Origin of the sequence: Treponema lecithinolyticum ATCC 700332 (genome assembly GCA_000468055.1) — a bacterium.
GTDB classification, from domain to species: domain Bacteria; phylum Spirochaetota; class Spirochaetia; order Treponematales; family Treponemataceae; genus Treponema_C; species Treponema_C lecithinolyticum.
Genome location: KI260564.1, coordinates 401672 through 425657, shown reverse-complemented (window position 1 = coordinate 425657; position 23986 = coordinate 401672). Strand labels below are relative to the sequence as shown.

Below are 23986 nucleotides of genomic sequence, written 5' to 3'. Positions count from 1 at the left end.
TATTTTACCCAAAGAAGGAGTTGATTACAGCCGTATTTTACTGTTTTTCCCTAATGAAGATAATTACGATATGGAAATAAGTTATATACAAGATATTAGTTATGCACAAAAGAAAATAAATGAGTTTAAACCGAATATACTGTCTGTACTTTTGAAAGCATCGGTTAAGGTACAACAAAATAAGAAAATCATTATGGATAGTAAAAAAGCACGGTATTTTGAAGCGCGAATAACAATGCACGGTGAAACTGCCGTGATGATGTTTTTCCATATATTGGAAGATCTTAAGCCTGGGTTGGAAATCAGTATCACTGCAAGAAATATTGATACTTTTGAACGCTATCGACCACAAATGGAAGCGATGATACAAAGCATTGTTTTTGAAAATGAAAACTAATGCTTACAAGTTATTGATATCTATGTCTGATGTTCGAACATCAATAATACTTAATTTCCCGCATTGATATGCCGTCTTCGATTGTATACGTTTTTCAGTATAATCTTCTTCACGATATTTAAAAATCCCCACATCAATATATTCAATTACATGTACGATTGAGTTTAGCGTTTTTTTTTGTTATACTGTGCACATGTCCGATATAAGCGATTATCTGGTATGGCGCGCTGATATTCCTTTTAAGGTGAGCGCGTTTAACGAAATAGATGCTTTAATACTGTGTCAGCTTTCTTATATTCCCTTTGACGGTATTGTACCTGCCGATTTTAAATCGGGCATTACACTATGCGAAGCCGCCCGCACTTATATAAAAAACGACGGCGGCGCGCACAGTTTGGGTGTCTTGATAAATCAGCGTTCGGTGCAGCTTCTTGAACAGGCAGGAAAGTCGGAGCGTTTCGGTTCTGTTATACTTAAAGCGTTTGTAAACGATATAAACATCGCAGAACAAAAACAGTTTTGTGCTTTTACCGCAGTTTTGCCGGCAAAAAAAAACTGCGTTGTATTTCGCGGAACGGACGATACCGTTATCGGTTGGAAAGAAGATTTTAACTTAGCCGTCCTCAACCCCATTCCTGCACAAACGGCTGCCCTCGCCTACCTTACGCAAGCTTTGCGCCGCTGCCGGGGTACACTATACACGGCAGGACATTCAAAAGGCGGTAACCTTGCCGTATACGCACCCTGTGCATTGCCGAATGCAACTCAAAAACGCATAGAAAGCATATTTTGCTTTGACGGACCGGGCTTTAACGAACACGCAGACATACAGCCGTCCTACTCTGCCTATTCAAAAAAAATTAAAAGTTTTGTGCCGCAATCGTCCATCGTAGGTATTTTATTGGATTACCCAAAAAATTATACAATTGTCGAAAGCACGGAAAACAACGGCATTTTGCAGCACGACGCTTTTTCGTGGAAAGTGGAAAGAACGGCATTCGTTACAAAAAACAGCCGAAGCGCGGACAGTTTGTTTACCGAAAAAACCGTTCAAACATGGCTTAATGAAATGAATACGGAACAGCGAAGCGCATTTATAAATGCATTGTTTTCACTTATAGAAGCAACCGGTGCGCACACATTGAGTGAACTTCGGGATAATTGGCTTTACAATTCGGCGTCAATTATAAAATCGGTGCATTCGATGGACGGTAAAACAAAAGAAACAGTGTTTGCCATTATAAAACTTTTTTTTAAAGCCGTCGGCTCAAATATTCCTCATATAAAAGGGTTAATTTAAAATGGCATCTCAAACCGAATACAAAACCAAAGCTAAAAAAAAATCGGTCCTCAATAAAACAATCGATTTTGAAACAAAACCGGACAATACGTGGCTTAAGCGATGTTTAAATCTTTCGAGTTGCACAATCGGCTCGACAGCCGTAAAAAAATCTGCAACAAACGACACAGCCATACAGCCGCTTACATACGAGTCGGTTATAAATAAAACCATTATTGCAGACACCTTTAAACTGCTTCCCTTTTTGCCTGCCGCTTGTGTTGATTTATTGATTGTCGATCCGCCGTACAACCTTACCAAAGAATACCACGGCACTACGTTCAGCCGGCAAAAAGAAAGCGACTATGCAAATTACACGCGCGCGTGGCTTGATGCAGTATTCCCCCTTTTGAAAAAAAACGCTTCGGTATATGTATGCTGCGATTGGCGCTCAAGTATGATTATAGCACCTGTCCTTGCCGAAAAACTGCACATAAAAAACCGCATTAGTTGGCAAAGAGAAAAAGGCAGAGGTTCGCGTACAAATTGGAAAAACGGCATGGAAGATATTTGGTTTGCCGTCGCCGGAGCCGGCTATACGTTTAACGCAGATGCGGTTAAAATACGCAAACGAGTAATCGCGCCTTACAGACAAAACGGACAGCCTAAAGACTGGGAGCATACCGGACAAGGTAATTTCCGCAACACGTGTGCGTCGAATTTTTGGGACGATATTTCCATTCCGTATTGGTCTATGCCTGAAAACACCGCTCACCCTGCCCAAAAGCCGGAAAAACTGCTTGCCAAACTGATACTGGCAAGTTCAAACGCCGGCGATACGGTGCTCGACCCATTTGCAGGATCCGGCAGCACCGCCGTTACCGCAAAAAAACTCGGCAGACGGTATATCGGTATAGAGCAAAACCCGCGATATTGTGCTTGGGCTGAATACCGGCTCGAACAAGCCGACAGTAAGCCTTCCATTCAAGGCTTTGAAAACGGTGTATTTTACGAGCGCAACAGTAAGCCTAAATCAAAAAAGAAAAAAAATTAAAGGTTTTACACATCGTCTAAAAAATCTTTTACAAAATATAAAGCAGCGCCCGATGCTACTACTTCTATATCGCATTTACCGGGCATAAGATATTGTGATGCCTCTTCAGAAAAAGGATTTTTTGCATCAACTTTTTTATACAATATATTCATATAATCTTTTATATACTTATTAATCGAACCGCCTAATATAATGGTACAGCCAAACATCATTCTAATATCGTTTATTAAAACGGCAAGGTATTCCAAATATTCATCCCAAATTTTTATAAGATTTTTATCACCTTGTTTTAAAGAATTAAAAAAAACTTCCAAATCTCCGTCGGTTTTAGCAGACAGCTGTTCGGTACCGCAATAGGCATCAGCACAGCCGCGGTTGCCGCAATAACACGGTTTGCCGCCGGGCACTAAATTGAGATGCCCTATTTCACCGCTGTATAATCCGTCTCCCAAATATACTTCGCCGTTAATAAAAACGGAACCGCCGATAGTATTGGAAAGATTTACATAATACGCATTTTTATATTCGGGAAACATCCATATTTCAAAAAAACCTGCTGCATTTGAATCGTGGATTAATTTTGTCGGGTATTTAATATATTTTGAAAAATCTTCTTTAGTCATGCCTTCGTTATCAACGATTTTACCGTATACCACTTTTCCTTTTGTTTGGTCAATTAACCCTGACACGGCAATACCTACCCCAAGTACTTTTTTCGGATTTATACCGGATTCGGCAATAATCGAATCTACAGCATCTCCAAGTGCATGCAAATATTTATCGTTTCGTTGATATACAAGGCGTTTATCGGTATATTTTACAATGTTTCCTTCAAGGTCTATAATAACCGTTTTAAGGTGATGTGCAGTACTATCCAAACCTACAGCGACTTTTACATCGCTGACATAAGAATATGCTACGGGAGTTCTTCCATAGCCTCGATTTTTTGCTTTACCGTCGCCGCTTATTAATTTTTTTTCAATTAGATATTCCAAGTTTTGCGTTACGGTCGGCAAACTCAATTTAAGATCATATGCTATATTTTGTTTAGTCGTACTTTTATGTTTACGAATATAAAAATATATTTTTTTTCGATTGTTATATTTTATATCAACAATATCCATAGCTAAAATAAATCCTTTGCTTATTCTAGCTGTTTTCGATTTAGTTTTCAAGCTTATTTTATAAAAAAATATATAATAAAGTCAAAAATCGTGATGTATATTTTTTATGTTTTATCGGAATCGACATCTATAAAAACCTTCATAGTCGCTTCCCTGTTTGCATCAATGTATTCATACGCTTTTTGATACTCCTTAAATGTAAAGTGTTTACTCATAAGCGGCTTAAGCTTAACCTTTTTCTGTTCGGTGATTTTAATTGCATCTATATAATCTTCATGCCGATACATCATCGATGTATTTAAATCCAATTCGGAATCGTTGAGTTTTGCCAAATCGACATGGGCTTGACCGACGTATACGGCAACTAAAACAATCATACTGCCTTTTCTTGCGTTTTGAATGGCTTGATTCATCGTAATATCATTACCGGCACAATCATAGATTATGTCGGCTTTATCTTTGCCGAAACATTTTTCCATATGCTCTGCAAAATCCTGCGATTTTGTGTTGCATATAAAATCGGCTCCGCATTGCCGAGCAAGATTCAGTCGGTAATCGGAAATATCAGTAATTAAAACGTTACCGGCACCGAAAGCTTTTAACGCCTGCATTACCAAAATACCGATAGGTCCTGCTCCCAATACCGCAATACTTTTTCCTGTAATGTCTCCTGCTTGTTTACATGCATGTACGGCTACGGACAGGGGTTCTATCATAGCACCTTCTTCATACGTAAGCGTATCGGGCAAAACGGTAACCTTAGAGGCGTCAACGGCAAAATATTCGCTTGCCGTTCCCGGTGCCTGAAAGCCAATAACTTTAAGACTTTCACAAAGGTTATATTTACCGTGCGTACACGGATAACAGCAGCCGCAATATATTTGCGGTTCAATCGTTACTTTTTGTCCGACTCGAAAATCGCTTACGTTTTGACCGAGCTGTACAATTTGCCCGGAAACTTCATGCCCCTGTGTCAGCGGATACGATACATACGGATGTTCGCCGTGAAATACGTGAATGTCGCTTCCGCACACCCCTATCCTCTTAATTTTAACAAGCACTTGATTGTCTTGCACTGCGGGAATCGGGATTTCACGGAATGTTATACAGTGCGGTTTTTCCATCACTTGTTGTATCATTGTATCTTTCATACTTTCTCCCAAAGCGTTAAAAAACTTTTAATTGACTTTTCTCTTTTGCTGTAAGCAATCGAACCCGACTGCACAAGCCAAAACGATGCCTTTTATAACCAACTGCATATATGAACTGACATTTAAAAGTACCATACCGTTGGTAAGAATGCCTATAATCAATACACCTGCAATTACGTTTGAAATTTTACCGTAGCCTCCGGACACCGATACACCGCCTAATACGACACAAGTAATAACGCTGAATTCGTAGCCTTTTCCGACCGTAGGCTGTGCAGAATTGGTCCGCGACAACATAACAATACCTGCCAAACCGGCAAAAAACCCGGACAAAGAATATATTAAATATTTTATTCTGCCGACTCTGATTCCCGACAATCTGGACGCTTCTTCGTTGCCGCCTACCGCATAAAAATATCGTCCAAAATACGTTTTATTTAAAATAAAGCTTCCGGCAATTAAACTGCAAATCATAATGATAACAGGAACCGGAATAAAACCGACATACCCTTGCCCGATCACTTTAAAACGCTCGTCAAAACCGTATATGGGAACACCGCCGGACAACAAATAAGCGGCGCCTTCAAAAATCGTTTGGGTTGCAAAAGTTGCTATAATAGCCGGTATTCCGATTGTCGATACCATAAAACCGTTGAGCATGCCGATAAGGGTTGCCATAATCAAAGAACATATCACTGCAGAGGTCATACTAAAACCGCTATGTACCATTAAATATGCGCAAACGACATTTACAATCGTAATAACGGAACCAGTTGAAAGGTCGATACCTGCAATCAATATAACAAAGGTCATCCCCACCGCAGCTATTCCGTACATGGAAACCTGCCGCGCAACGGTTACCATATTGCTTACCGTTAAAAAACGGTCGTTTGCCACGGCAAACCCTATAAAAATGGCAATAAATACAATCCATATGGCTTTATCTTTAACTTGGCTGATATTCAGCTGCGGTTTTATTCTTATATTCATATTTTAAACTCCCCCATCTCCATACCCGCCGCCAATTTCATAATAGCGGTTTGATCGAATTCGTCTTTTACCAAAGCTCCGGTAATTTCACCTTCAGCCAACACTAATATCCGGTCCGACATACCGATTAATTCTTCCATTTCCGAAGAAATCAATAAAACACTTTTACCGCTTTCAACCAAACGGTTTATTAATTTATATATTTCATACTTTGCGCCTACGTCGATACCGCGCGTAGGTTCGTCAAAAATAATCACTTCAGAATTGGCAGCCAGCCATTTGGCAAGCACAACCTTTTGCTGATTTCCTCCGCTTAAATTTTTTACCTCTTGGTGCAATGACGGCGTTTTAATCAATAATTCTTCTTTATAGCGTTCGGCATTTTTTATTTCCGTTTTTGACTTAATTACCGCCAGTTTTGAAATCTTTTTGTATATGGGCATATTGATATTATTTTTTACAGAAGTTTGCAAAAGCAGTCCGTGACGTTTTCTGTCTTCCGGCACCAGCGCAATACCGATGTCGATCGCTTCCCGGGGATTTTTAGGCGTAATTTCTTTATTTTTAAAAAATATTTTACCCGATTCTTTTTTTGCACTGCCGAAAATAATCTGCGCAAGCTCCGTACGCCCCGAACCGATAAGTCCGCCGAAGCCAAGTACTTCTCCTTTGTGCAGTTTAAAAGTAATATTGGCATCTCCGTTGCCGCATATGTTTTTTAATTCCAACACAACTTCATCTTGAATGCAGTCTTTTCTTGCAGGATAGGTAGCGTTTAACTCTCTTCCGACCATAAGCTTAATAAGCTCTTCCATATCGGTATCTTTTGTATTGAGCGTCTTTATATATTCGCCGTCGCGTAAAACCACAATGCGGTCGGCTAAACGGAATATTTCTTCAAGACGGTGCGATATGTATATAATTGAAACACCTTTCGATTTTAGAAGCTGCACAACTTTAAACATACTTTCAACTTCGGCACCGGTTAAAGGCGCAGACGGCTCGTCCATAATCAAAACTTGAGCATCCTGCTGTACGGCTTTTGCAATTTCCACCATTTGCTGATAGCCGACGCTTAAATCCTTTACCAAAGTTTTCGGATTGATATAAATATTCAATTGTTTAAAAGCTTTTTCAGCTTCTTTTTCCATTGCATTTTTATCTATCACAAAGCCTTTTTTTATAGGACGGCCTAAAAATAAGTTTTCCGCAGCGGAAAGGTTTCCCACATTGTTGAATTCCTGATAAATTATTGCAATACCGTTTTCTGCGGCAAGCTGCGGCGTCATGGAAGAAAATGTTTTGCCGTTTATAATAATCTTTCCGGAAGTCGGAATAACCGCCCCCGAACAGGTTTTAATCAGTGTAGATTTTCCGGCTCCATTTTCTCCTATCAAGGCAAGAATTTCTCCTTTTTTTACGCTCAGAGAAACATCTTTAAGCGCCGTAACACCGGGGTATTCTTTTTTTATATTTTGCAACTGCATTATATATTCATCGTTCATATCTTACCCTGCGCCTTGACGGCGGAACCGTTTACAGTTCCGCCTGCATTTTATATGTATGCTTTACTTATAATCAGCTAAATATTGAGAAACATTATCGGCATTGATTACAAGCAAGGGCCTAAACACATTTTGTTCTGCAAAACTTTGACCGGTAAGCAGTTTTTCGTATAAATCGACTACGGCCGCTGCGGTTTTTTTATTGGAACCTTCAAAGCCGACCGATGCCCTGCTCGCTTGTCCTTGAGAGATCGCTTCCAATTGCTGTTCGGTAGCATCGGCAGAAAAAATCCCCATATCGGCAGGAATTTTACCGCCGGTTTTTGTCATAAAAGCTTCGTTTGCACCGATATCGCCGCCCGCACCGATGGAACATACTATTTTAACGTTTTGATTTGCCTGTAAAATAGTTTCCATATTGGCAAGCGCCGTTGCGGCATCTAAAGCGGGTTGCTGCGCAACTATCGTATATTTACCGGCGGCATTTTCTTTTAATGCATTTAAAATACCGTTTTCACGTTCCAGTAAAACCGGTGTTTGCGGGTGGTTCATAACCGCAATTTGTGCTTTGTTGTCCTGCGAATAATGTATATTGACGAAATCGGCGCACGCTTTACCGATTGTATAACCTAATTGTGTATTATCCAACACCCAGTTAAGATCGGTATTTTTCATTTTGTCGTCCCAGCACATTACTTTAATTTTGGCTTCGCGAGCCTTTTTAAGGTAATCTTCAATGGCATTCGGGTCTGCAGGATGAACCATAATAAGATTTACACCGTTTGTAATAAAATTTTCAATTTGTTCGATTTGTGTAGCCGAACTGAGATTGCACGACAAAATCGTATAATCCCAGCCTTTTTCCTGCAGCATTTTTTTTACTTCGCCGAACACTCCCGCCCAATAACTGTTTTCAAGCGATTGAATGGTAATACCGACTTTAAACTTTTTTGTACCTGCTTCTTTTGCCTTGCAGCCGCTCAATCCCGTTACAATCATTGCCGCAACAAGCAACAATACCGTCAGTTTTCGTTTCATTTTTTCCTCCTATAAATGAACTCACATACGTTTATACGACGGTAAAACAGCCGTCGATTATAATATCGCAGCCCGACGTATAAGGGGCCGCATCGGACAGTAAATAAATAACCGCACCGGCAAGTTCTTCCGGCACCCCCATCCGCCCGTACGGAATGGATTGTATCCACAGTTTTTGCCATTCGGGATTGGAATTACCGGTAATTGCCGTTTTAATATATCCGGGACTGATGCAGTTTACCCTGATTCCTTTATTCACCCATTCCACTGCAAGAGATTTTGTTAAATGTACCACAGCCGCTTTGGAAGCATTGTACGATGCCTGACTTTGCGGAACATTTACAATAGTTGCAGACATAGAAGCGGTATTAACAATACTTCCTTTTTTCCCGTTTGCAACCAAATAACGGGCAAAAGCTTGCGCAACATAAAAAACGCCGTTTAAATTGACGTTTATCACTTTATTCCAATCATCGACAGTGCACTCTAAAGCCGGTTTATGCAAACAAATGCCCGCATTGTTGAATAAAAGATCTAAGGTACCGAAATCCCGTGCCGCTTCGGCAACACAATTTTCAACCTGTGCAGGATCCGTAACATCACAAATATACGCTTTTGTTTTTACACCGTATTCTTGTGCAATTTTTTGTGCGGTTTGAGTCCCGTCATTTAAATCAAAAATTGCAATATCCGCACCGGCATCGGCAATATAAGCGGCAACGGTTTCTCCTATTCCCTGATTGCCTCCGGTTACCACGCACACTTTACCCTTTAGCGAAAAAATATCGTGCTTCATATTAAAATACCCCCTTTTAAAAAACAGTTTTACCGTTATCCGGAAATTTTAATAACCGTTTTTCCTTTTTTACGCAATTCAGGATCTTTAAAAATCCGTGCAGCATCTTCAAAAGCAACTACATCCGTTATAATGTCGTTTAGATTTATTCTTCCCGATTCTATAAGGGCAACGGTTCTTGCAAACGTATACGGATTAATAAACGACGATGTGATCTTTAATTCTTTTTTAAAAATAACATCCGGTTTTATTTGCACGGAAACATCGGGTCCCGTTAAGCCGAAAAGCATAACGGTTGCTCCTTTTCCCGCAACGCGGACAGCGCTTTCAACCGTACCTGCAGTACCGGCGCATTCTATAACGGTACTGATATTTTGAGTATGTGCCTTTAAAACAGCTTCAAGGTTTTCGTGCATCGGGTCGATTGTTATATCGGCACCAAGTTTTTCAGCCAAAGTTCTTTTTGAAGCAACAGGTTCGGATACTATTATTTTGCAAGCGCCGGACATACGTGCAAGCTGCAGCATAATCATTCCGATAGGTCCGCCGCCTATAATAAGGATTTCCGATCCGGCAGTGATTTTACACAAATCAATGCCGTGCAGACAACAAGATACGGGTTCCGTCATCGCAGCAGCTAAAGCCGAAGTTTCTTTTTTTAATTTAAATACTTGTTTTTCGTTTACAGCACAGTATTCGGCAAAACCGCCGTCAACGGTAGTACCGTAACCTCTGTTATGCGTACAAAACTGTTCCTGTACGTTTTTGCAAAAGTAACAAGAGCCGCACATATCGTTAGGGTCGACGGTTACCAAATCTTCCGGTGCAACTTTACGTACCTTGCTGCCGATTTTTTCAACAGTCCCGGAAAATTCATGTCCCATAACCAAAGGCGGTTTTACGGCAAACGCCCCGCCGTCACCGTTATAAATATGATGGTCGGTACCGCACACACCGCAGTATAAAACTTTAATTAAAACATCGGTATCGCTTACAGCGGGAATCGGTTTTTCAGCAAGACGTACATCTTTCGGTCCCATATAAACTAATGCACGCATTTTTGATTTTTGCATCTTTATTTTCACCTTTGTATTTGATACAAATATTAGCAAAACATATTTACACAATCTATTTTATAAATATATTTTACAAAATAGATTATAACATAGAAAATAAAGTTGTCAAGAAAAATTTTAAGAAAAAATTAAAAGAAATTAATTTTAAGGTATGCCGTACTTAAGCATACGGCATTTAATATAAAACAATAGCTATTTTTATTCAGATTTTTCGGTTTGTGTTTTTGAAGTCAATTCAAGGTATACTTGGTCCGCCAAACCGAAGCCCGCATTTTTAGTTACACTGACGGCAAGTTCATCGAACATCATGTCTTCATACATTTTTTGAGCATAACTTTTTTCCGTGCCGTATGCCGATGTACCGCTCAGCGTTCCTCTCATTGAAGAAAGCATTATTTTTATAAAATACGATTCCAATTCAAGCGCTTTTTCATACAAAACGCTTGTTTTGTCTATCGTTTGGTTTTCGGCTGCCGTCGGAACACGCACGGAAGCCGAACTTGTGTTGTGTGCAGCGCCTTGCGGTAAAGCTTTAGTATCGCTTTTATGAGAAAATGCTTTTTCAAAGCCCGAAGTATAATCGCCGTTTAATTTACCCGCAGCGCTTAAATTACCGGCAGCGTTCAATTTGTCGGAAAGCATGGAAGGCAATAAGCGAGCGTTTTTGAGCGTAACATCGGCTGCAGCGCTTATGTTCATTCCCGTAGCGGCAATACCGTTAATTCCCGTCATAGTATGCGCCGCCTATCTTAGCGTTTTAAACCGACCGCAGTCGAAAGCATTGAATCGCTGGTTTGAATTGCCTTTGAATTAAATTCGTATGCTCTTTGAGCGACAATCATTTGTACCAATTCGTTTACTACCGAAACGTTCGACATTTCCAAAAACTTGTGGTGTGTAGCACCGAATCCGTCAAAACCGGGTCTACCGGGTTTTGCTTCTCCGGATGCATTGGTTACGATAAACAAATTATCGCCTTCGGCTTGTAAACCGACCGGATTCGGAAAACGGTACAGTTCCAACTGTCCGATTTCCACCGGATCATCGTTGCCTGAAACTTTAACGCTTACCCGCCCAGTTTTAGTAATATTGAGTGTATCGATAATAAAGTTTTCCGGCATTATAATTTCGGGCATAACGCGAAGCCCGTTATTGGTTACCAACTGCCCGGTAGAATCGATTTTAAAAGAACCGTCGCGCGTATACGCATAACTTCCGTCGTATTGCTGTACGCGGAAAAAGCCTTCGCCGGCAATAGCAATATCGGTTATGTTTTCGGTGCTTTGCAGCGAACCTTGATTAAACATACGCTGGGTAGCGCCCAATTTAACACCGTGTCCCATTTGAATGCCGACCGGTGTTACCGTATCTTCGGTTGCAGGTGTTCCGGCAAGCTTTAAATTTTGATATACCAAATCTTCAAATTCGGCGCGTTTCTTTTTGTAACCGCTGGTATTTACGTTGGCAAGGTTATTTGAAATTGTGTCGATTTGAAGCTGCTGACCGTTCATTCCGGTTGCAGCCGTCCATAAACTTCGTACCATATGTCATTCCTTATTAGCGTAAAGCTGCAGTTTTACCCCACAGTACGCTCATCATTGTATCACCCGCTTGTACCGTTTTTTGATTTGCTTCGTAAGCGCGGTTTACTTCTATCATTTGAACCATTTCGTTTACAACATTTACATTTGATGTTTCAATAAATCCCTGCAAAAATACCGGACGTTCGCTGCCTTCCGCAATATGAGCGGGACCCGAAATATCCGTTTCCATGTATAAACTTGAACCTTGTTTTTTAAGATAGCGCTCGTTATCAAAGCGTACCGTTTTAAAACGGTCTATTTCGCGCATTTCTTCGCGTTCGTATAGTATACCGTCTTTATCGACATAAAATTCGGTATCGGCAAGGTATAAAGGACCTTTTTCTCCTAGTACGGGATAACCTTCTTTGGTTTCCAAAATACCTTCTTTGCCGATAAAAAAGTTGCCGTTGCGAGTATAACGTTCGCCTGCGGGTGTTTGCACGACAAAAAAACCTTCGCCGGAAAGCGCCGTATCGGTAATACTTGAAGTTTCTTTATAAGAACCTTGCGAAAAATCGGTAAACAATTCGTTCGTTTCCACACCCAAGCCCAATTTACCGATAATGGGAGCTGCGTCCGCAGAACCGACCGCAGTTTTATACACGCCGTCATCGTTCATGCGGCGGATAAGCAATTCGGAAAAGTTTTTGCTGACGGCAGTATCGCGTTTATACGCGGTTGTATCGACATTTGCCAAGTTATTTGAAATTGCATCCAAACGGTTTTGCTGAGCGCTCATACCGCTCGCACCGATATACCATCCTCGAATCATATATGCCTCTTGTATGATTATCGGCGCTTTATATTTTCACTTTAGAAAAGCATACATTTACATACATCTATTTTTATAAGTTATTTTAAAAATCACGATAGCCAAATAATTGAACACATTTGTCATAGTTAAAAAAACTGAACAAACGCGTGGCGGATAAGCATATTCAGTGCGCCGGTTATTTGAGTGGAATCCGCTTTTATTTTTCCCTGAACAAAACTTAAATATACGGAAATAAGACCGCCTGCAAACAATTCCAAAGCAACGCGGAATTCGGGGCTGTTCCGCACGGTTTTAGGCAGCGATGTATCCGAAGCAATGCGTTCTATTAAGATATTTTTAATTTTGTCGGTAAAATCCGCAAAAACCGCAGGTAAATTTATTTTACGGTAAAAATCGAAGTTTGCCGTAAGCAATTCTTCAACTTTGCTCAAAAGCGGCAATGGATTTTGCAAAAAATGGGAAAAGTTAAAATCAATCAAAAAATTCTGCATAGTCGAAACGATTTCATCTGAAATTTCGACAAGAACGGCTTGCGGATTTGCATAGTGAGCGTAAAATGTACCCCGGTTTAAATCGGCAAGACGGACAATATCGGACACAGAAATTTTATCGACCGGCTTTTCTTGCATTAAAGCGGCATACGCATCCCGTATAAGGCGGCGTGAGCGCGCTGCACTGCGATATTCTCTTTTTTTTCCGTCTTTTTCTTTTTCGTTTGCAGTCACTGTACTTTTTTTGTTACACGACAACGGCAAAAAACACGCTTGTTTTTTGCCGTCCCTGGCGAGTTCTAAACTAAATCTTTATATAGTAAAGACTTAATTTAGAACGGCGCATTTAAAATCAAGGAATCTGCCTAAAACTTTAGCTTTTAGACAGCACCGGTACTTTTTTTTCTTCGTCGGACGGTTTCCAATTACGCCGTACCAAAGCAATAAAGGCACTTGCAATCATAATAGTAGAATACACACCGGAAATCATACCGACAATAAGAGCTAAAGCGAATTCTTTCATGCTGCCTGTTGTAAAAAAGTATAGAGAAAAAACAGCTAACAGCGTAGTAACTGTCGTTATAACGGTTCTGCCCAATATTTCGGTTTGCGAAATATCCAATAAGTCGGAAAACTTGGTAACTTTAACCGTTTTTATATTTTCGCGCACTCTGTCTAAAACAACGATAGTATCGTTTATAGAGTAACCGATTATAGTCAATATGGCGGCAATCATTGTGGAATTCATTTCCAAGCCCAGCCATGTAATAAAAGCTACCATAATCAGCGCATCGTGAATAATGGCAAGAACCGCACCGAGTGCAAAGTCCCAGTGAAAGCGGATGGTGGAATACAGCCAAATAAGCAAAAGCGTTGCTGCAACCAAAACAATCGCTTGCAGTACAAGTGTGGAAGAAAATTGCGATCCTATAAAATCGGTTTTAATTACGGCGACCATATCCTCACCGAAGGCTGCAGTTAACGAATTGAGTATGGAATCTTGGATCTTTTTGCTTGCTTCGCTGTCCGAACCGTCGTCACCGGCTCTAATTTGAAATAAATTGGTTTTCGATTCGCCTACCAATTTTACCGACACATCGTTTACACCGGACAAAGCTTTACGCACTTCTTCTATTGTATAGTCGCGTGTATTTTCCCCTACATAATGAAGCCGAAACGGCGCTGCCGTTAAAACCGAAGATGCGTCGGAACTTGCAAACATTCCGATGGCAGACTCTTGCGAGCCGGCACGAACGCTTGCGCTTACGCCTTGTATTTTTTCAAGCTCGCCGGCAACTTCGCTTACCGTGCGATACGTTACATACGGAATTTCATAGGTATTATTGTCCGCTCCGGTACCGCTTACCACTACCGTTAAACCGATATTGGAAGTTTGAACGGAAACATTTGCAGCTCCCGTATAAGTCAATTCCATAGCCGTCGGCGCAATGCGTATGTCTTCTACCAAGCCGGCTTTAAATTCAATACCCAAATTCAAACCTTTGGTAAATAAAGCATACACGCCGGAGACGATTATAAGTACGCTTAAAACAACGCAGGGAACAAAAGCTTTGCTAAAATGAATGATTTTTTTACTCATTGTTTTACTCCTGACGGTGCTGCAACTTTAATTCCCCAGCCCACGCTGATTTTTTCTTTTCGCAAGCTTTCGGTTCCCACATCGAAAATAAAGCGGGAAACGAACAATGCCGTAAACACCGACGAAAAAACGCCGATTGCCAAACTGACGGCAAAGCCTTGTATCGGACCGGTACCCAGTTGCGACAAAAACAAAGCCGCAATAAAAGTAGTTATGTTCGAGTCCATAACAGCCCAAAAAGCGCGGTCGAAACCGGCATGCACGGAAGCTGCGCGGCTTTTTCCCAAACGCAGTTCATCCCGTATGCGTTCGAATATAATAACGTTGGCGTCTACCGCCATACCGATGGTTAAAATCATACCGGCAATACTGGGCAGCGTTACCGTAAGACCGAAAGCCGACAAAATACTAAACATCATAAAGAGGTTTAATACTTGCGCTACAACGGCGTTTATACCGGCTCCCTTGTACCACAAAAGCATAAACACAAGTACTAAAGCCAAACCTAAAAGCACGGCTTTTATACCTTGCCGTATGGTTTCTTGCCCTAAAGAAGCTCCGATAACTTGTTGGCTTTCTACGCTCAGAGGCACGCTTAACCACGCCGTTTGCAGCACTTTTTGCAAATTCTGCGCTTCTTCAACGCCGAAACCGGATATGGCGACGTTTCCGCCGGGAATCGCTTCGTCAATACGCGCATAGGACTTTACTTTATCGTCGGATACGATAGCTAAAAACTGGTCTACGTGGCTTGCGGTAAAATCACCGAAAATAACGGCACCGTCGGAATCAAGGGTAAGGTGAACTTCTGGTTTCCCTAATTTTCCCGAACCGACCGTAGCGGCTTTTATATGTTTACCGTCTAAAACAACTTCTTTTTTTACAACCAAATAACCGATGCGTTCATCCAAACCGTAATCGTCTTTTTTGTACAAACCCAAAACTTCGCTGTCTTGCGGCACAATCGATGGATTAAGTAATTCCCCCGATGCGGTAAAAGTGTCTGCCAGGTGGGAACGGTAGTATTCATTAAAAACATCCGTCGCTTGAGAATCCACCAACCGGATGTTCAAAATACCTTTGCCCATAATAATCGTATTAATGCGATCGCTTTCGGCTGCTCCGGGAAGTTCGATATAAATGCGATCTTCCCCCTGTTTACGGATAACCGGTTCGGAAAGACCGAATTTGTCTATGCGGCTGCGCAGTGTGTCTATAGCTTGCACCATCGCTTGTTCTTTAAAAGAAGTTTCGTCATCGCCTGCCGCCGTTCCTTTTTGAGATGCAAACGCCGCGTCCAAATCGGCTTTAACGATAACGCTCATACCGCCGGACAAATCCAAACCCAGTTTAACCGCACGTGCATACCTGTTTTTTGCTTTAAGTATTTCGTCGCGGTAGCGGTTTTCGAACACGGCACGGCATGCAGCTTCGGCATCCGCGGCGCTTGCATCGGTACCGCCGAATGCAAGCAAAGCTGCGCGCACAGTCATCGGAGAAGGTGCTTTTTCGCCCGCCTCTTTATATAGCTTTTCTGCTTTTTTTGCCAGCCATGCGTATTCGTCGCTTAACACGGCGGTGCGGTCAGCACGCTGAATTTCTTTTAATTTGTTTACGGTAATCGCTGCCGTTACGGTGGAATAATCTTTTATTTTTTCCAGCGAACTCAATGCCAACGCTTGAGTTTCTTTAGGTGTACCGGCATACCATGCCACAGACGGCCATAAAAAGACAAAACATAGGGCAATGACCGCCAAAATGAGAAAAAGACGGCTTCTTTTATTCATCATTTACTTTAAGCTCCGCATTCGATTTTAATTTTTTGAAGTATCCGTATCCGACGAAGACGTTTCGTCGTTTTTTTTGCTTTTTCCGAAACCGAAAAGCGGCTTTTTTTCGCTTTCTTTACCGGATTCGGCTTGCGAAGCGGCTTTATCGTTTTTTTCGGTTTTTTCAGATTTATCGGCTATAACGGTTGCAATAGCCGAACGGCTGAACTCTATTTTTGCGTTTTCGTCGACTTTAACGATAACGGATTGCTCTTTTGTAGAACTGATAACGCCGTGAATACCGCCGATAGTAACGATTTTATCACCTTTTTTAAGAGCGTCAATCATTTTTTGAGTTTCTTTTTGCTTTTTATTTTGAGGACGTATGATAAAAAAATAAAAAATAACAAAAATAAGCGCAATGGGCAAAATCATACTCAATAAAGAGCCTTGCGGCGCTGCGGCATTTTGCAATAACGACATAACATTCATGGAATAACCTCGCTTTTATAACCCGATAGTGTAATTCTTACCATAACATAAAAAAGCCGATACAGTCAAGCACACGGCAAATGCGTGTAACTAAAATGTGCCCGGTAAATACACAGCGCAAATGCGGGCTCTTGACCTTACCTTTCAGCAAGGGTAGTATTGCATAAACACTACCGTCCGCATTGCATTGCGGCGGTTCCGGAGGTAAAAAAATGACATACGCGCTGATTGCCGTTATAGTACTTGCTCTGATGGTAATTATCCCCAATATCAGAATCGTTCCGCAGTCCAAAGCTTTTATCCTTGAGCGCTTGGGCGGTTATATGTGCACGTGGTCGGTTGGACTTCACGTAAAAATTCCGTTTATCGACCGCATTGCAAACAAAGTATCGCTTAAAGAGCGCGTACTCGACTTTAAGCCGCAGCCGGTTATCACCAAAGACAATGTTACGATGATGATCGACACCGTTATCTATTTTCAAATAACCGACCCAAAACTGTTTACCTACGGCGTTGAAAATCCCATGAACGCCATCGAAAATCTATCGGCGACGACGCTGCGCAATATTATCGGTGAACTGGAATTGGACGGCACGCTTACCAGCCGCGACGTTATCAACACAAGAATGCGCAGTATTTTGGACGAAGCAACCGACCCGTGGGGCATTAAGGTAAACCGCGTTGAGGTAAAAAACATCATTCCGCCGGATTCCATTCAAGAAGCGATGGAAAAGCAAATGCGGGCAGAGCGCGAACGGCGCGAATCCATATTGATTGCCGAAGGTCAAAAACAATCGGCCATCCTCGTTGCAGAAGGTAAAAAAGCATCGCTGATTTTGGAAGCCGAAGCCGCAAAGGAAGCCGCCATACGCAAAGCCGAAGGTGAAGCGCAGGCGATCCGCGAAGTGCAAAAAGCGACAGCCGACGGTCTTGCGATGATTAAAAACGTATGCGCTGACGAAGCGGTCATCCGGCTGCGCAGTTTGGAAGCGCTCGAAAAAGCGGCAAACGGTCAAGCAACCAAAATCATCATTCCGTCGGATATCCAAAACCTTGCAGGAATCGTTACTTCAGTTGCAGAGCTTGCTGCAGACGGCGTAAAAAAAGCCAAAGCATAAGAGCACGCTCAAAAAAATCCGAGGTTCGGTAGATGCTGAGCTAAAAAAATACCAAGCTCAGAAAACATCACTGTTTTTCTTTTGTTTTAAGAACGGCCAAAAAGGCGCTTTGGGGCAATTCCACGTCCCCTATCATTTTCATGCGCTTTTTACCCTCTTTTTGCTTTTCCAGCAATTTGCGCTTTCGGGTAACGTCTCCGCCGTAACATTTGGCAAGCACGTCTTTGCGAAGCGGATTAACCGTTTCGCGAGCAATAATTTGTGCGCCGATAGCGCCTTGTATTGCCACTTTAAATTGTCGGCGGCTGATTTCTTCTTTTAATTGTGCGCATGCGTTACGGGCACGGTCGACCGCACTTGAGCGGAACGTAAGCTGGGAAAGCGCGTCAACGTTTTTACCGTTTATCAATATGTCCACTTTTACCAAGTCGGTATCTTTATACTCGGTAAGCTCATAATCAAACGAAGCATAGCCGCGCGTACAGCTTTTTAAGCGGTCGTAAAAATCGAACAGCACTTCCGCAAGCGGCATTTCGTATAATATTTCAACGCGTTTTTCGTCTAAATACTGCATATTCGTTTGCGTACCGCGCTTTTCGGTACACAATGCCATAACCGAACCTAAAAACTCTGCAGGAGTTATAATCGACGCTTTTATGTACGGCTCTTTTGCCCAGCGGATAAGCCCCTGATTCGGGTAATCGGCGGGATTATCGATAAAGATTTCTTCGCCGTTTGTTAAGCCGACTTGATAGCGTACCGACGGCGCAGTAAAAATAACCGACTGTCCGAAATCCCGTTCCAAGCGCTCTTGTACAACTTCCAAATGCAGCAAGCCCAAAAAACCGCAGCGGAAACCGTGCCCCAGTGCAAGCGAAGAATCTTTGTCGTATATTAAGCTTGCATCATTTAATTTAAGTTTTTCCATGCTGTCGCGCAGCTCTTCATAATCGTTTGTATCCATAGGATAAATCGAAGAAAATACAACCGGTTTTACTTCTTTAAAACCGGGCAGCACGTGCTGTGCAGGATCAGAAGCTAAAGTTACCGTATCTCCTACGCGCACATCGGAAACGGTTTTAATACCGGCAATCAAATAGCCTACATCGCCTTCATTTAATTCGGTTTTTTCTTCAAGTTTGATTTTAAATATACCAACGCTTTCAACTTTATAATCCGAATTCGAATACATAAAACGAACGGTTTGCCCGGGTTTTATACAGCCGGCAAACATACGGATGTGAACGACCACACCGCGGTACGGATCATAATGGCAGTCAAAAATAAGCGCTTTTGTTTTGCCGCCTTCATCGTGAACGGGGGCAGGAATACGATTGACTATCGCTTCAAATAAATCATCCACCCCTGCTCCCGTTTTTGCAGATACAAGCACACAGCCTTCGGGTTCCAGTCCCAAATCGTGTTCAATCTGGCGCTTAACCGATGGAATATCGGCTGCCGGTAAGTCTATTTTATTGATAACCGGAACGATTTCAAGGTTATGTTCGAGCGCCAAATACATATTGGAAAGGGTTTGCGATTCCACCCCTTGCGAAGCGTCTACAAGCAGCAAAGCACCCTCGCACGAGGCAATAGCCCGCGATACTTCGTAGGAAAAGTCGACATGTCCGGGCGTATCGACAAAATTGAGTTCGTAGCTTTCACCGTTGTGTGCGGTGTACGGAATGGTTACCGCTTGACTTTTTATGGTTATGCCGCGCTCGCGTTCTATGTCCATGTTGTCGAGAATTTGATTTTGAAATTGCCTGTCGTCGATTATATGCGCTTTTTGAATTAAGCGGTCGGAAAGCGTCGACTTTCCGTGGTCTATGTGCGCAACGATACAAAAATTGCGCTTGTGCTGTAAATCAGTCATTTGCCCAGTCTATTAAAAAAGATAGGGACTGTCCAGAGGCGCGCCCACTGCCAAATTAACTTCAAGATAGCCGCTTTTTCGTTTTTTGGTATACACTTCGGCATACACCGCCTGCCGATCTTCAAGCAATTTTGTCCGGATAATTTCAACCGGATCGTTAACCGAAAAACCGGATTCATCGGCGTTGCTGCCTTTAACGATTGTTTGTACGGAAAATTTACGACGATTGCTCGCCGAAGACGGCACCAGTTCCATACCGAACAAGGGATAAAACATACGGTATGCAGGTTCGCGTTCGTATATGGCTTTTCCGGGGTTTTCGTCGCGTACATCCAAGTACACTAAAGCTTTATGTTCAGGGCTTTGCAAAAGGGTGTCGGTGTTTGCTTGGTTGCTTTCTTTTTCAGGCCGCCGGTATTCCAAAACGGCAAGCGAACGCGGAGGAAGAAAAATCAAAGCGGTTTGCAGCTCTTCAACGGTTTTAATGCGTTTGCCGTTTATTGCGCTAATCACATCTCCTGAACGCAAACCCGCATAGTCTGCCGAACCGCCGGGCATAAGATACAGCACTTCCACACCCTCGCCTTCTAGCGCCGAAGGTGTTTTTTTAAGTGTGCGTCCGTAAGCTCCCACCCACGAATGGATAACTTCGCCGCCGGCATACAAAGACTGCAATATGCCGCTTAAGTATTCGACGGGAACTGCAAAATTCAAACCTTGAAAATCGGGCATACCGGCGAATACGATTCCTTGGACATAGCCGTCGGAGCTGACCAAAGGACCTCCCGAATTTCCGGCATTAACTGCCGCATCTATTTGCATAACCGAAACGGTTGACAATAAATTGCGGTCAAAAGAAGATACGATACCCGAAGTAATGGTACTTTCCAAACCGGCAGGTGAACCTATCGCATATATGCGCGCTCCGACAGAAAGGTTTTCCGAAGAACCGAGCGGAAACACAAAGGGCGGACGGACTTCCGTTTTTAACAGCGCCAAATCGAGCGTTTTATCCCAGCCGATAACTTTAGCGGGAATACGTGTTTGCGTATCCGATGCAAGTTTTATGTACAAGCGTCCGTAGCCTTCGTATGCCGAATCTACCAAATCGGCTATAACGTGATGATTGGTTATAATATAGCCGCGCTTGTCTATAAAAAAACCCGAACCGATAACTCGTGATGCGTAGCCCATACCTTTTTCGACTTTTACACCCAAGTCGACCCACACCGTTACCGTACCGCGTATAAAATCGGCGATACTGCCGCTTGCAGGAGATGAGGGTACGCGCGGCAAAGTATTAACTGTGTTTTTTGCATATTCGGCTTGTTCTTTAAAGTTTTTGTCGCCCAAAAGCCGTGCAAGTTCCGAAACTGCATTTTGCGCCGAAATGCCGTCATAGGGGGATGTTTTATACAGATCGTACAGCGTTTGCATACTTTGGGCAATGCGGACAGCTTGTGCCCATTTTTTTTTCTCGGTAAACGAATAAAAAGCACTGCAAGCGTTTTCGGCGCATTCGGCACACAAGCGTACCGCTTCATCGGTACGATCGGTGTTTTTTTCCGCACAGTCTTTGTACAAAAGAGTAGCAAGCCACAAAGCGCGTACCGGCTCTTTTTCTTTAAGCGAGCGGATGCGTTCTATTTCTTTAGTAAACAGCTGCAAATCCGTAAAATCGGGACGCGCATAGTTTTTTTTTGACGACGCACAAGCGCCCAGTATAAGCACACAAATAAGCATACATAAAAAACCGCCGCCGTTTAAAAACTTTTTTTTATTCGTATATAACTTCTCCAAAATATGCATCACCGCTTTTTACCCCGAAAATTCTAAAAAATCTGTCTTGTTCTTTTAACCACATTGACTGGGTTGTTGTAACTATAACACCCGAACCGCCCTTACGGTTAAGCATTTCTTTTATTTTTTTTGCATAAGACGGACCGGGGTATACATCCAGCCAAAAGAAATTTTCATCGGGATCTTTAATTACGGGCCGTCCGTTTACCGAAACGGGTATACCGTTTTTTAAATCAACTTGCACACGGGTTTTGCTGAACGGCTGTGTGTATGTAATTTGTTCGGTTAACCCGTCAATACGTTCGTAAAAAACGTCCCAACCTGCAGCGCTTGCGTCTTTCCATGTAACGCTGTATGAACCGGAAGCTCCATATTCTTCAATATATTCGCCCGAAGAACCTGCGGTATCGGATACGGTTTTTTGTAAAAACAAACCCTTTGCCATATCGTTAAAACCGAACAAAACGGCGCTTAACTTTGCTTCTTCTTCGGCGCTGCGGTATTTTTGTGCTTGTTCTTCATTAAAGCCGTACAGTTCTGTGATTTCGTATGTACCGTTTTTGTCGCGGTCGACGTTTCTAAACATAAGCACGCCGTTTTCAAAGTGCGCATACGCGTACGGAGTTCCGTTTTCCGTGTACACCGCGTTTTGTATGCGCCCTTGTGCTATACTTAAGCGTACCCGGCTGTTTGAGTATTCTTCCGTATTCCGCTCAACAGCGTATGAATTTTCAAACAAACTTTCCAAAGGGAAACGGGTTTGCGCTTGCGTTAAAACGGGAATGTACAGTGAACTGCCGCCGTTCGCTTCAAACAGCGGATCGCGGATTATTTGAAACGGGCTCCAATATACGCGGTCTGCCGTCAAATCGTATACGATACTATCATTTGCGACAACCGCACGCGCAACAGCCGGCCATATACCGTACCACAGCGTTAGGTTGGTATTTTCAAAATCAAACAAAACTATTTTTACCGGAGAACCGTAATCGCAGTCAGCTGCCCATGAAATCCTGCCGTTTTGTTCACTGTCGCATTCAATACGCTGCGGTCGTCCGTAGCGGTACACGGCAAATAAATCTGCAACGGTATCTTTATCGGTATCAAAACTGATTGTGCCCTCATACGAAGCGTAAAAGTTTTGTATGCGCTCTTTTACGCTTTGATCCCGTATCAGCGATAAAAAAGCCTTTACGCACGTGTAATCCATCACGCCGCTTAAAAACGGCAGTTCGTATTCAAACGCTTCCGTTTCGTTGAGTAAACCGTTTTCAAGTGCGTATACGCCGTACCAAGGGTCGCTTTTACCGTACGCATTCCATTCTTTTAAAAGCCTGACTTTTTCATCGGGTTGTACGGCAAAGGCAGCGGCTTTTAACAAAAGATCCGTTTCCGTTTCGCCTAATTGCTTTGCCCGCGTTACAAAAAAACCGGCAAGCTCGTTAAACCGTTTGTCTATTGCATTTTTTTGTTTATCCGTATCCGCGCTACTTGATGTTTTTGCCGATACCGTTTGCTCAAAGTTGAAAAACAAACGAACAAAATCCGCTTCGCTCGGATACTGTAACGCGCCCCTTTCGAGCACTGAACGCGCTTGGTTAATATCGCCCAAAATATACAGCGCTTTGGCGCGTGTGCATAAAGCTTGACTGTCGTTTAATTGCGGTGTTTCGTCCAATAAAGACAAAGTGTCGGCGCTGTGCCCGGTGCGCGTATACAAATCCGCAAGTAAAAGCCTCGCTGCATCGCGGTTATAAGCATACCATGTGCGGCTTAATGAATTGCGTAAAAGCGGCGTTATCATGTACGCGGGAGCTTCTTGAACGGACAAAGCAAGCGCTTGAATATAGTACAAATCCGCAACCGAATCGTCGTAAGTTAAGCCTGCGGCAGCTTGCGAAACGGCATTTTCGTAGTCCGCATGTACAAAACAATTTTTTGCAGAATCAATAAAACGCAAAGCGGTTGTGCGGTATTGCGCCGGATTGTCTGAAAACAGGGGGGTAAAAAACATGCACGCAAAAAGCAGCACAACAATACAGTTTTTTATACCGAATAATTTTTTTCCCACG

The 23986-nt window shown here is 42.5% G+C and carries 21 protein-coding genes; 4 read left to right on the top strand and 17 right to left on the bottom strand.

Annotated elements, in window-relative coordinates:
* The 3 genes from HMPREF9193_RS06540 to HMPREF9193_RS06530 all read left to right on the top strand — a co-directional run.
* On the top strand, window positions 1-397 hold a 397-nt coding region (locus tag HMPREF9193_RS06540), incomplete at its 5' end, for a hypothetical protein (RefSeq protein WP_021687301.1).
* A 193-nt stretch (window positions 398-590) separates the two neighbouring features.
* Entirely contained in the window at window positions 591-1697 is a 1107-nt protein-coding gene (locus HMPREF9193_RS06535) for an Mbeg1-like protein (protein ID WP_021687300.1), read from the top strand.
* 1 nt (window position 1698) lies between these two features.
* Window positions 1699-2730 (top strand): DNA-methyltransferase, encoded by a 1032-nt coding sequence (locus tag HMPREF9193_RS06530; protein WP_021687299.1) that lies wholly within the window; start codon window positions 1699-1701, stop codon window positions 2728-2730.
* A gap of 5 nt (window positions 2731-2735) precedes the next feature.
* Here the strand turns inward: HMPREF9193_RS06530 and HMPREF9193_RS06525 are convergent, their stop codons facing one another.
* The 14 genes from HMPREF9193_RS06525 to yajC form a co-directional block, all read right to left on the bottom strand.
* The gene (locus tag HMPREF9193_RS06525; protein ID WP_169720455.1) at window positions 2736-3752 is read right to left on the bottom strand and encodes an ROK family protein; all 1017 of its coding nucleotides are present in this window, start codon (window positions 3750-3752) and stop codon (window positions 2736-2738) included.
* Between the two features lie 206 nt (window positions 3753-3958).
* Entirely contained in the window at window positions 3959-5005 is a 1047-nt protein-coding gene (locus HMPREF9193_RS06520) for a zinc-dependent alcohol dehydrogenase (protein WP_021687297.1), read from the bottom strand.
* A 27-nt stretch (window positions 5006-5032) separates the two neighbouring features.
* Complete coding sequence (locus HMPREF9193_RS06515) at window positions 5033-5995, bottom strand: ABC transporter permease (RefSeq protein WP_021687296.1); 963 nt, start codon at window positions 5993-5995, stop codon at window positions 5033-5035.
* The gene (locus HMPREF9193_RS06510; RefSeq protein ID WP_021687295.1) at window positions 5992-7500 is read right to left on the bottom strand and encodes a sugar ABC transporter ATP-binding protein; all 1509 of its coding nucleotides are present in this window, start codon (window positions 7498-7500) and stop codon (window positions 5992-5994) included. The genes HMPREF9193_RS06515 and HMPREF9193_RS06510 overlap by 4 nt, the downstream gene beginning before the upstream one ends.
* Before the next feature lie 63 nt (window positions 7501-7563).
* On the bottom strand, window positions 7564-8538 hold the full coding sequence (locus HMPREF9193_RS06505) for a sugar ABC transporter substrate-binding protein (RefSeq protein WP_021687294.1): 975 nt from the start codon (window positions 8536-8538) through the stop codon (window positions 7564-7566).
* Between the two features lie 31 nt (window positions 8539-8569).
* Window positions 8570-9334 (bottom strand): SDR family oxidoreductase, encoded by a 765-nt coding sequence (locus tag HMPREF9193_RS06500; protein WP_021687293.1) that lies wholly within the window; start codon window positions 9332-9334, stop codon window positions 8570-8572.
* Window positions 9335-9369: 35 nt separating this feature from the next.
* Window positions 9370-10407, bottom strand: a complete 1038-nt coding sequence (locus HMPREF9193_RS06495) for a zinc-dependent alcohol dehydrogenase family protein (RefSeq protein WP_211227773.1) — start codon at window positions 10405-10407, stop codon at window positions 9370-9372.
* Window positions 10408-10608: 201 nt separating this feature from the next.
* Window positions 10609-11142 (bottom strand): rod-binding protein, encoded by a 534-nt coding sequence (locus HMPREF9193_RS10830; protein ID WP_021687290.1) that lies wholly within the window; start codon window positions 11140-11142, stop codon window positions 10609-10611.
* A gap of 17 nt (window positions 11143-11159) precedes the next feature.
* Window positions 11160-11954, bottom strand: coding sequence for a flagellar basal-body rod protein FlgG (flgG, locus tag HMPREF9193_RS06480; RefSeq protein WP_021687289.1), 795 nt, complete (start codon window positions 11952-11954; stop codon window positions 11160-11162).
* A 13-nt stretch (window positions 11955-11967) separates the two neighbouring features.
* Complete coding sequence (gene flgF, locus HMPREF9193_RS06475) at window positions 11968-12765, bottom strand: flagellar basal-body rod protein FlgF (RefSeq protein ID WP_021687288.1); 798 nt, start codon at window positions 12763-12765, stop codon at window positions 11968-11970.
* 128 nt (window positions 12766-12893) lie between these two features.
* Window positions 12894-13493, bottom strand: a complete 600-nt coding sequence (locus HMPREF9193_RS06470; RefSeq protein ID WP_021687287.1) for a TetR/AcrR family transcriptional regulator — start codon at window positions 13491-13493, stop codon at window positions 12894-12896.
* 139 nt (window positions 13494-13632) lie between these two features.
* Window positions 13633-14859: a protein translocase subunit SecF gene (gene secF, locus HMPREF9193_RS06465; protein WP_021687286.1), complete on the bottom strand. Its 1227-nt coding sequence runs from the start codon at window positions 14857-14859 to the stop codon at window positions 13633-13635.
* Window positions 14856-16646: a protein translocase subunit SecD gene (gene secD / locus HMPREF9193_RS06460; protein WP_040847697.1), complete on the bottom strand. Its 1791-nt coding sequence runs from the start codon at window positions 16644-16646 to the stop codon at window positions 14856-14858. The genes secF and secD overlap by 4 nt, the downstream gene beginning before the upstream one ends.
* A gap of 27 nt (window positions 16647-16673) precedes the next feature.
* Window positions 16674-17120: a preprotein translocase subunit YajC gene (yajC, locus tag HMPREF9193_RS06455; RefSeq protein WP_021687284.1), complete on the bottom strand. Its 447-nt coding sequence runs from the start codon at window positions 17118-17120 to the stop codon at window positions 16674-16676.
* A 212-nt stretch (window positions 17121-17332) separates the two neighbouring features.
* Here yajC and HMPREF9193_RS06450 point away from each other — a divergent pair, with 212 nt between their 5' ends.
* The gene (locus HMPREF9193_RS06450) at window positions 17333-18238 is read left to right on the top strand and encodes an SPFH domain-containing protein (RefSeq protein WP_021687283.1); all 906 of its coding nucleotides are present in this window, start codon (window positions 17333-17335) and stop codon (window positions 18236-18238) included.
* A gap of 67 nt (window positions 18239-18305) precedes the next feature.
* On the opposite strand, the gene lepA is transcribed toward HMPREF9193_RS06450, so the two are convergent.
* From lepA to HMPREF9193_RS06435, 3 genes are read right to left on the bottom strand one after another with little or no spacing between them, the layout of a single operon-like run.
* Entirely contained in the window at window positions 18306-20114 is a 1809-nt protein-coding gene (gene lepA, locus HMPREF9193_RS06445; protein WP_021687282.1) for a translation elongation factor 4, read from the bottom strand.
* Window positions 20115-20126: 12 nt separating this feature from the next.
* Window positions 20127-21914, bottom strand: coding sequence for a S1C family serine protease (locus HMPREF9193_RS06440; RefSeq protein WP_169720454.1), 1788 nt, complete (start codon window positions 21912-21914; stop codon window positions 20127-20129).
* Window positions 21892-23985: a tetratricopeptide repeat protein gene (locus HMPREF9193_RS06435; RefSeq protein ID WP_021687280.1), complete on the bottom strand. Its 2094-nt coding sequence runs from the start codon at window positions 23983-23985 to the stop codon at window positions 21892-21894. The genes HMPREF9193_RS06440 and HMPREF9193_RS06435 overlap by 23 nt, the downstream gene beginning before the upstream one ends.
* Between the last annotated feature and the right edge of the window lies 1 nt (window position 23986).